This window comes from Paracerasibacillus soli, assembly GCF_042432965.1.
GTDB classification, from domain to species: Bacteria; Bacillota; Bacilli; order Bacillales; family Amphibacillaceae; genus Paracerasibacillus; species Paracerasibacillus soli.
Genome location: NZ_JBHLWL010000067.1, coordinates 67,292 through 78,439 on the forward strand (window position 1 = coordinate 67,292; position 11,148 = coordinate 78,439).

At 35.8% G+C, this 11,148-nt stretch carries 7 protein-coding genes; all 7 read right to left on the reverse strand.

Annotated features, from left to right (window positions below; genetic code table 11):
- Positions 1-83 precede the first annotated feature (83 nt).
- Positions 84-1,115: a lactonase family protein gene (locus tag ACFFIS_RS17190; RefSeq protein WP_320379876.1), complete on the reverse strand. Its 1,032-nt coding sequence runs from the start codon at positions 1,113-1,115 to the stop codon at positions 84-86.
- Positions 1,116-1,178: 63 nt separating this feature from the next.
- Entirely contained in the window at positions 1,179-3,089 is a 1,911-nt protein-coding gene (locus tag ACFFIS_RS17195; protein WP_390188501.1) for a beta-N-acetylhexosaminidase, read from the reverse strand.
- A gap of 283 nt (positions 3,090-3,372) precedes the next feature.
- A complete protein-coding gene (locus tag ACFFIS_RS17200) occupies positions 3,373-4,080 on the reverse strand; it encodes an SDR family oxidoreductase (RefSeq protein ID WP_390188503.1) in 708 nt (235 codons plus the stop codon).
- A 32-nt stretch (positions 4,081-4,112) separates the two neighbouring features.
- Positions 4,113-5,615 (reverse strand): glycerol kinase GlpK, encoded by a 1,503-nt coding sequence (gene glpK, locus ACFFIS_RS17205; protein ID WP_390188505.1) that lies wholly within the window; start codon positions 5,613-5,615, stop codon positions 4,113-4,115.
- A gap of 435 nt (positions 5,616-6,050) precedes the next feature.
- Positions 6,051-7,286: an MFS transporter gene (locus ACFFIS_RS17210; protein WP_390188506.1), complete on the reverse strand. Its 1,236-nt coding sequence runs from the start codon at positions 7,284-7,286 to the stop codon at positions 6,051-6,053.
- A 274-nt stretch (positions 7,287-7,560) separates the two neighbouring features.
- Entirely contained in the window at positions 7,561-8,280 is a 720-nt protein-coding gene (locus tag ACFFIS_RS17215; RefSeq protein ID WP_390188507.1) for a response regulator transcription factor, read from the reverse strand.
- Positions 8,281-10,896, reverse strand: coding sequence for a sensor histidine kinase (locus tag ACFFIS_RS17220; RefSeq protein WP_390188508.1), 2,616 nt, complete (start codon positions 10,894-10,896; stop codon positions 8,281-8,283).
- Positions 10,897-11,148: the final 252 nt, after the last annotated feature.

The window sequence follows — 11,148 nt, forward strand, 5'->3', positions numbered from 1 at the left end:
TTTATGGAAATTTTCATTTCCATAATTTCACTAATTTCTCATCGCTAGATTTTAAATTTAGACATGTCTGGGGTACTAGATTTCTATTTTAATACTTGGACGCATACCGGTCTATTCAACTTATAACGTCCATTTGTTACTTCTAAACTACCATCTGACTGCCTTTTCATCACAACAAGTTCATGAGAATGTTCATTCGCTACAATCACATAATTACTATTTGGAAGAACTAGAAAATGTCTTGGCCAATTTCCCATAACCGAAATATCCGAGATTTTTTCTAATCTACCATCTTGTAAAACTTGGAAACTTGTAATCGAGTCATGCCCACGATTAGATGCAGATAAATATTTTCCACAACTTGATAACTGAATTTCTGCTCCATGACTCTTACCATGAAAGTCTTCAGGTAATGTTGCTATTTTTTGTTCAAGTTTTATGATCTTCTCATGCAAATCATAAGTATACACAAAAATAGTAGAACGATGCTCGTTTATGACGTACATCTTATTGTGCTGAGGATGGAAAGCGATATGCCTTGGTCCAGAACCTTGCGGCAAATCTTGGCTACACACGTCGATTAATTTCCCTTCTTCTTCCAAAAGCTGATAAAAGTATAGTTTGTCTTTTCCTAGGTCCGTCGCAACAAAATAGTTTGTGTTTGGAACATTTTTTATCATATGGACATGGGAAATGACGGAACTATCTACACCGTTATAAGCTTTAAAATCTGTTTCATTTTCTATTTCACCTGTGTCACGCAAACGGTGAACAATGACACTACCTCCACCATAATTAGCAGTAAATAAATGGGGCGTCTTTCCTCCGATTATGAGATGACAAGGTCCCCCTTTAGTTTGCTGGCGATTCATTTCTGTCAGATGATTCTGATGATGATCAATAGCAAAACTGATCACTTCTCCTTGGTCGACTTCACTAATTGCATAGAGACGGTCTGCTTTATCATTTACAGTTACAAATGATGGATTTTCCACGCCAGAAAATGATGATACATGATGAATAGCTTCTTCCGTTTCGTCAAATTTTAGCCAATGAATTGTTTCTTCATCACTATTACCATAACAACTAACAAATAGCTCATATTGCTTACTCATTGCAATCTTCTCCTTTAAAGAGCATTTTCAAAAGGGCGGTCTTACTATTTTTCATTACATGTATTAATAAATAGGGAGTACATGGAAAAATACGTTTGGTGATGCCATACGATAATAATAACTACACCAACCAAGACCTGTAGAGTTTTCTACCCCTGGTGAATAATATAATCTTTCTTGTTCTAGCTCATCGATTTTTTCAATTTCTCCATTCAAAAATTGCTTGATTCTATCGATTGCAGTATCGAGTCTATTAACTAATCCACCATAACGAATATCAATTACTTCCCAGCCAAATGGCTTATGCATTTGTAGCCATTGCGAGCGATGTGCATCACGTAATGATTTAACGCGTGTAATAATTTCAGGTAGTTGTTTATTCATGATTTCATTGAGTTCATCTACATTCCGTTCATCATATGCTTGTTTTAATTTTAGACCAATACTTGCCTTTAATGCTAAAACACGGCTTAGTTTTTCAGGAACAGCAAAAATATAATCTAATGGATTTTCCTTTTGTCTAGCATCACTAATTTCTTTTGCGACTTGATCATAATATGTCTGCAAATCTAATCCTTCGATATGTTTGTCAAACAGACCAAGTAATACATCTTGCCACAGTAAAAATTTAGAAGGATTCGTTTGATCTACATTATTCTCTTCTACACCTGGTGGCGTATCTAATTTATTTAATTGAACGAAAGAATCATAGTCGATACCTGTACAAAATTTCACACGTTGTTTTAATTTCTCTTCATCTAGTTTTTCAGCATAGGCGTGTTCCGCATAATATTGCAGTCCTAGTAAACCAACATAATAGTTACTCTCAAATCCATCATCGCCCCACATCGTAACAAAGACATCTGTTACACCATGTTGTTTACAGGATGTTAAAGCAGCTTCACTCGCTTGTAATGACAAGTGATAGTTCGGTACAAATGTATTCCATACCCACATACCTCCTGCAAAAGCTGGCATCTTCTGAAAACGCTTATGTTGCTCGATAATATGATGATAATGTGTCACATCTGTTTGGTTGTATTGCCAGTACATGAGTTGAATTTGCTTTGGCGTCTTTTCAACAATGTAGTCTGACAACTCAGTTGACTTATCGTAACGATCACCAGTATTATTAGCAAGCTTTAAAAACATGTCGCTCCACATCATCGCGTGTAAACCATACTTATCCGTAATTTCTAATACCTTTTCTAAATGCGTAACCATTAAATCAAATCTCGCTTTATATCCATGTTCATTTAAAAAGCGTCCTCTTCCAAGTTCTTCCGCTTCATCCATCCCAATGTGAATGCGCTTACTTCTAAATGGTGCTGTTACGGATTGAATCATATTATCAAGTAACTTGTATGTTGCTTCTTGTTCAAGCATTAAAGCACCACGAGTATCTTTATAATGATAAGCCGCATCCCACTTCAAAAATTCCTCTAAATGTGCAAGCGTCTGGATGCAAGGAATGAGCTCAATTCCGAACTGTGCTGCATAATCATCTAAAGCTTTTAACTCTTCATGAGAATATCTTCCACGCATATAACCGAAATATGGCTCATCTTTTATTTCATATGTGTCTTCCATATAAAGCATCGCACTATCTAACCCCATGACAGCAAGTTTGCGGAGGAGTTCTTGGAAAGCTTCGACCTTTAACACCGCATTTCGTGATAAATCGAACATTGGACCAACTGTTTGAAATTGTGGTGTCTCAGATAAGTGGAATGTTTCTTCCCCACTTTGCAGTTTTTCTAATAAAATACTAAAGGCCCGGAAGAACTGATTTTTCTTCTGGTACGTAATATGGGCCTGGCCATTATCATACGAAATGTGTATTTCATTCTCTTCATGTTGCTCACAGGTCAGCTCAATCTCCCCTGCTTTTGTTAATGTAAAATTGTATTCCTTTTCCAATGCTTGTAGTCCACTTAATAAATTATCATAATCACCTTGTAATTGTATGTTCATATCTTCACCCTTTTCCTTTCAATAAAAATTTTTATAAGAAATATCTTTCCCATTCTTAAACAGTTTCCACCCCTTTCATTATCAATATGGTAATTAGTAATTTTAAAAAAGTCAATATAATATAGATTATTCCGTAATAGGGTGAGCGGTTTTTACTCCATTTTAGGAAAACCCCTTCAGCATAGTAAAATGCTGGCACAAACAAACTATTTAAAGTCTAAAAGCCCTCTAAACACTATCGTTAGAAGGCTTTCAATGTATACATGATTATTCATATTTTCCCCTATACAGGTCTGACCGTTATTTCATTCACATTCACATACTCTGGTTGTGTCAAAGTATAGACAACTGCATTTGCAATATCTTGGGTAGCTAATTTCTTCCGCTCATTTCCCCACGTACTTTTGCTGCTTAATCTCGTGTCCACCATCCCCGGGGAAATATTTGTCACCCGGACACCTGTCTTCGCCAATTCTTTTTCCAAGCCCATTGATATCGCACGAACTGCAAATTTTGTTGCGCTATAAACAGTACTATTTTTTGTTACTTCAAATCCTGATACAGATGCAATGTTTATAAGATGACCCGTTGACCGTTCAAGCATCGATGGTAATACCGCGTGAATGCCATAAAGTACCCCCTTAATATTAACATCAATCATTTTTTCCCATTGTTCAACTTTTCCTGATGTCACTGTTCCTGTGAGCATTTGTCCTGCATTATTAACAAAAATATCAATATATCCGAAAGTATGTACAGCTTGTTGCACCATGTCGTCCACTTGTTTTTTACTAGCCATATCTGTTTGTACTGCTAGTGCTTTCCCATGAGTTTGCGTGTTAATTTCTTGTTCAATGTCCCGTAACTTTTTCATACTACGGGCTGCTAATACAACATTTACGCCTTCGCTTGCTAACTGTTTTGCTATTGTAGCACCAATACCGCTACTTGCCCCTGTTACAATAGCTGTTTTACCTTTTAATTTCTCCATTATTTTCCCCTCTTCCCAAAAATGATTTTCTGTTATATTTTAAATGTCCTTGTTGCTTCAACTGCCTTTTGCCAGCCAGCATATAATGTTGTGCGCTTTTCATCATCCATCTTTGATTGAAACGTTTTTTCTACTTTCCATTGCTGCGCAATCTCTTCTTTTCCTTGCCAAAATCCAACTGCCAACCCTGCTAAATAAGCAGCCCCTAACGCTGTTGTTTCTTGGACTTCAGGACGTTCGACCGGAACACCAAGGATGTCACTTTGAAACTGCATCAGAAAATCATTTTTTACGGCTCCACCATCAACACGTAATGTTTTTAGATCAAGATGTGCATCAGCAATCATCGCATCAATGACATCTTTTGTTTGATACGCAAGCGATTCTAATGTGGCACGAATAAAATGCTCTTTCGTTGTTCCGCGCGTTAAGCCAAACATTGCCCCCCGTGCTTCACTATCCCAATATGGAGTGCCAAGTCCGACAAACGCAGGTACGAGATAGACCCCTTCAGCAGAATCTACACGTTTTGCATAATTCTCACTTTCTGGTGACTGACGAATCATTCTCAATCCATCACGTAACCATTGAATGGCCGAACCTGCAACAAAAATACTGCCTTCTAATGCATATTCTACTTTTCCATCTAGCCCCCATGCTAATGTTGTTAAGAGGCCATTTTTAGATCGTACCCCTTCTTCACCTGTGTTCATCAGCATAAAACAACCTGTTCCATACGTATTTTTTGCCATACCCTCTTCGAAACATGCCTGCCCAAATAATGCTGCTTGCTGATCACCAGCGATACCTGCAATCGGTACTTCTTCACCAAAAAAGTGATAATTACGTGTAGAACCATAAATTTCTGAAGATGGTCGAACTTCTGGTAACATACTTTTTGGTATGTCTAAAATATGTAATAATTCCTCATCCCACTTTAAGTCATAAATGTTATATAAAAGCGTTCTTGATGCATTCGAGTAATCGGTAATATGTGTTTTCTCTCCAGATAATTTATATACAAGCCACGTATCAATTGTTCCAAACAGCAAATCACCATTTTTCGCCTTTTCCCGGGCTCCCTCTACATGGTCCAATATCCACTTTATCTTTGTACCAGAGAAGTAAGGGTCTAATAAAAGTCCTGTCTTTTCACGAAATAAATCATCGTGTCCTTGGTCACGTAATTCCTTCACAATATCTTCTGTTTGTCGTGATTGCCAAACAATTGCATGATAAATTGGTTTTCCTGTTTGCTTATCCCAGATGACTGTCGTTTCTCTTTGGTTTGTAATCCCAATTCCAGCTACTTGGCTTGCTTTAATATTTGCTTTACGAAGTGCATCCGTCATACATGATAAAACTGATGTCCAGATTTCATTTGCATCATGTTCTACCCAACCAGGATGTGGAAAGAATTGTTCAAATTCTCGTTGCCCCACACTCACCACTTCTCCTTGATGGTTAAACACAATCGCCCGTGAACTAGTCGTTCCTTGATCAATTGCTAATATAAATGTTTCCTTATCTGCCATGGTCTACCACCTCTATATTTTTACTATAGTTTAAACCAACTTTCGGGATATATGCTTTGCCAAAAGTTCAATTGCCTCCTGACACATTTTTCTTCTTCAATTATTATGCCCCAGCTATGATTTTCTTTATTCTATCATAACGAAATGAGTGAATCACTTTGAATAAATGAAACAGCAATGCATTCTACTATGTAATATCTATCTTATTTATGTTTCCGGCTTTTCATTACTATCTTACAGCGAAGGTTGAAAAGTATCCGATTACAGTAAGACTTTTTTTAAACGGTTTCCGTATGAAGCACAAAAAACTTACATCTCATTTCATTAGCTATAAAAACACCTTTTTAAATATGTATTTCTTCTTTGGCATAACAAAAAGGTTGGGATAGAAGGGTCTGTGCCCCTTCTATCCCAACCTTAACATATATCGATTATTTAATTTACTGCATCCTCTACATTCCGTCGGTGATTTTCGTCGATAAATAGTACCGAGATAAACGCGATGGCTAATAGTATAGCTGCAAAGTAAAAGCCAGCATTTAATGTTCCGGTAATATCAGTTAGTAGACCAGTAATATATGGTGCTAAGATTGATCCACACATTCCGATAAAGTTATAAACACCAAACGCTGTACTTAACGCATGTTTTGGAGCGTTATCCGCTACAACTGCAACTAAAACAGGGTTTGTACTAATTTTACCAAAAATACCGTAACCAATTAACGCAGCATATAAAACCCACATGCTATCAAATGCAACAATACTCACAATAGCAATAATGGAAAGGGGAATCATTACTAATAATACAGGACGACGTTTTCCCATTTTATCAGCAACCCAGCTGAACAGTATGGAACCTGGAATTGCTGCCCATGGAACTAAAGAAGAAACAACTGCAACTTCTGTACCATCAATACCACGTGCATGTTGTAAATAGTAAGGAATCCATGTTACAACTACGAAGAATGCATAGATTGCACAGAAAATTGTAATGTAAGCAAAAATTAAGTTTCTACTAAATAGGTCTTTCACTTTCAGTTTCTGGCCGCCATTTTCTTGTGCTTTTTGTTCTTTTGTCTTTGGCTTGTCTTTAATAATCCACCACATTGCAAGGCCAATTAAGACAACCGGAATCGCAATGATATAAAAAGGTGCTCTCCAGCTCATACCGTGTGTTTGGACAGTGTAGGTTGAAACGAAATAACCAATGGATAAACCAAATGCCATCCCACTGTTAATGATTGCACTACCAACAGTAATATGTTTTTGTGGAATAGCTTCAGAAGATAGTCCGTACTGTGGACCATAATAGAATCCTTGGAACACCCCAACTAGTAACCACGCAATCATAAATAAGACAAACGTTGGCATCATACCAGTTACAGCAGCGAATATACCAAAGAGAATGACACCTGGGACTAGAACCTTTTTCTTCCCAATTTTATCTCCTAAAATACCTGATGGAACGTTTAGTCCTGCATACCCAATAAAGAAGATACTACTAATCATACCTAATTGTGCTGCTGATAATCCAAATTCACCTTGAATATCGTCCATAACTGGATTAAGTACTGAGCGTGTTGCATAGATAGCTACCCAGCCTAAAAAGAATACAATAACTGCCTTGATCCAATACGGAATAAGTTCCTTTTTACCATTTGGCTCTCCCATAATCTTTCCTCCTAAATTATATGTCTTTATCATGAATAACAACGATTACTTTCATAATTGAAATATACGATAAAATGCATTACAGTCGAATAAAAATGAAAGTGTTTACATTACAAAAACATAAAAATTAATAAAAGAAAGAACCTATTCGCAAAAGAAGGATGTGTGGGGCGAAATTTGTCATACTTTGACGAGAAATATTAGTAATTCCCATATAAAAAAACTGTCTGAAGTGTTCATCATTGACTTAGACAGTTTTACAATGTTTAATTTATCAACTTTCTACTACTTGGATACTTTTTAACATATAGCCAAGTCCTGGATAGGTGACGATATATTCCTCCTTATTTGTTAATTTTTCTTTCATCTTTCTGCGTATTCTTGCAATTGCTACGCGTAAATATTCAATGTCATCGCGATATTCAGGTCCCCATACGTCTGTTAGTAATGTTTCGTGTTGCACTACTTTATCTAAATTTAATGCCAAAATCTCCATTAAAGAAAACTCGGTATAGGTCAATTTAAATTCTTTACCGTTGATCCAACTACGCTTACTAGCAATATCAAGCGAGAACTCCCCAGTTGTAATGATGGAGCTGTTCGTTAATTGTTGTTCTGGTATTGTCGGTTGACTTCTTCGTAATACAGCATTAACACGGGCAAATAGTTCATCAAGAGAGAATGGTTTTGTTAAGTAATCATCTGCCCCGACATTTAATGCTTGTACTTTATCTTGTGAATTACTTCGCGCTGTCAACATAATAACGGGAACATTCGTGAACTTTCGCAGTTTCTCTAACACGTAAAATCCATCATGCCCAGGCATCATGATATCTAATAATATCAAATCTGGTGAAATTAAATCATATGTTTCTAGCAGTTCATCTCCTGAACTAGCTGTAGAAACTTGATATCCCATGGAACGTAAGTTTGCGGCCACAAAGCGTAATATTTTTGGTTCATCATCGACTATACAGATTTTTTGATTTTTCATCTATTCTTCCTCCTCCCTTAATGGGAATAACAATGTAAACGTACTTCCCTTATTCAGTTCACTTTCTACAGTGATTTTGCCATGGTGTGCTTCCATTATTCCTTTACATATAGAAAGCCCTAATCCTGTACCGCCTGTTCTCCGTGTCGCAGTAACATCGACTTGATAAAACCGGGTAAATATTTTTTCAATATGGTCTTTTGAAATACCAATCCCGTTATCTGAAATGGATATCGTCACATGGTCGTTTGTCTTATCTAACACGATGTCTATTTTCTTCACTAATTCATCATTATAGCGAATGGCGTTCATAAATAGGTTAACGAGTACTTGTTGTATCCTAATTTTATCACCATAAAAATAGGTAGGTTCTTGTAAGTTATTTACGAATGTAACTTCTGTTTCCTTCTGTAGTTCTTTCGGTATTTGTTGTAGGGACTCTTCAATTATTTGATCTCCACGAATCATATTTCGCTCAATATACATCGATCCTGATTCTATTTTTGAAATATCCATCCAATCACTTACTAAATGTTGAATTCGCTCTATATCTTCATGAACACCCTCTAGTAGTTCACGTTCAAACTCTGGCTCCCATTGAACATCTGTACGTAATAGCGTTTCAACACTACCGCGTATATTCGTAATTGGTGTTTTAAATTCATGTGAGGTTAAGGAAATCAAATTATTTTTTAATGTGTCAATTTCAGCTTCTTTTGTTATATCGCGCAACAATAACCCTTTCCCAATCATTTGCTCATCGAGAACGACAGAAAAACTATGCAGCATATATGACTTTATTTTACCACTACTTTCCATATGCTCTAGTTTTAATTCCGCTTCATCTTGCTCCATAAAATCATTTAATTCCTCTTCACCTATGAGGAAGAGTTCCTCAAATCGTTTATACATACCCGACAAATCAACCAGTTGAAGATGTGAATCAGATGATACAATTTGTTGGAAGTACTCATTTACATATTCAACCTCATCTTTATTATTGAGTAACATTAATCCCTCTGACATACTTTCTAAAATAGCCTCAAGTTCAGCATGTTTATTACGTATCTTTTCAAATAAAAACTTATTTTCTAACATAATGGCAAGTGAGCTTGCAAATGTTTCTAAAAACTCTTGTTCACTTGCATTTATTTTTTTATTCGATTGTAAATCAACGACTAAAAAGCCTCGTAAATTCTTCCCAATTTGAATTGGTTCCATATGTTGTTCCCCAACAACTTTACTAGCTATATAATGTTCCAATTCCGTAATAGCAGTAATTTTCTCAGCAGTAACGGCGATATTTTGAAAAATAACATGAATTGCATATTCCATAAACGGCATAATTTGTACCAGACAATGTTGAATAAACTGTGCTAAATCTCGCTCTGTCGAAACAGAGGTAATTAACTTATTTACTGCCTTTAATTCCATGTTTTTATTTTCCAAAGTAACTGTTCTTTCTTTTACGCGGTCTTCTAATTCTTTGTTTAGTTTGATAAGTCCACGGCGATTTTCTTCCACTTCCTCAATTAAATTACCAAAATGATAATATAATTCTACTATTTCTGTTGTACCCCGCTGTGAATCTGGAAATGTAGGCTTTGTTTTAAAACCGCGTGTATAATCCTTATAATGTTTAATATAGTTCAATACATTTTGTAGTGCCTTTTCAAAACGATTTGCGAAAAAGAAACTAACCAATATCATCATGACCGTCGTTAAAAGGGCAAATAACAAAACTGTGGAAATCGAATTTTCATATGTATCATTTATATACTTCATGGGGGTTCCAATCCATACTTTCCACCCTAATTCATTATTTTTAGTATACGTAAAATATTGATCTTCTCCATTCTCTAACGCAATATAATCACCGCTATTGCGATTGTTCGTCTTTGCCAAGCTTTTCACTAAATCAGAATCCGTCAAATTTACAAGTTGCTCACGTGTATCAACATGAGGGTGGACGACAACATTATTATCTTGATCTAATACAATCGCAAAACTTTTTTCATCATTAATACGATTTTTCACATCATCTGCTAAAGCATTTAAATCAAATGCTCCTAATACATAGCCAATCATATTATCTTTTTCATCGAACATTGGAGCAACAGCTGTAACAAGCATGATATTAGTGCCAACTCGCCCATGAAATACGGATGACAACACGGGTTTTTTCGTTTGAAGGAGTTCTTGATAATAGGGGCGATCACTAAAATCGTGATTTTCCCGTTTAGCACCGTCCGAATATAGCTCTGGATAAAAGACAAGTGACTTTCCTGCTCCATTTCCTACATATAAATTAACAAAACCTGGGTATTTCAATTTTATCTGTTTGAGGCGTTCCTGAATAGCAGAAAAATCGCCTTTTTTAAACAATGGTTCAATATTAAATGCTAGCATTTCAATTGTCTTTTGATGATTCTGTATATAATTTTCAATATAATCATCTAAGAAAATAGTAGACTGAAATTGCTTTTCCTTACTTTCTTCCATAAGGTTCGACAATTGAAATATTTGAAACGCCCCAAGAATGACAATTGACGCTAGTGTAATAGTTAAAAACGATAGAATTAGTTCCTTTTTAAACGTTCTGGTTTTTTTCTGCAACTATTTCTCCTCCCTTCCATCCATTATTGTTAACATGCCACTCTTTTGATGTATGCTAGCGTGTTCAGGGTAATAAAATATTTGCCAATCAAAAGCAAACGATAAGAATACATTTTTTTACAAAAATCTTATATAAATTATATACTATTTTTTTACAAAACAACGATAATTTTCGCATAAATGTAGATAATATTTCTAAAAATAAAGCACACCTACAATCGCGGGATTTTCGCATGCTCCTAACAGACTGTT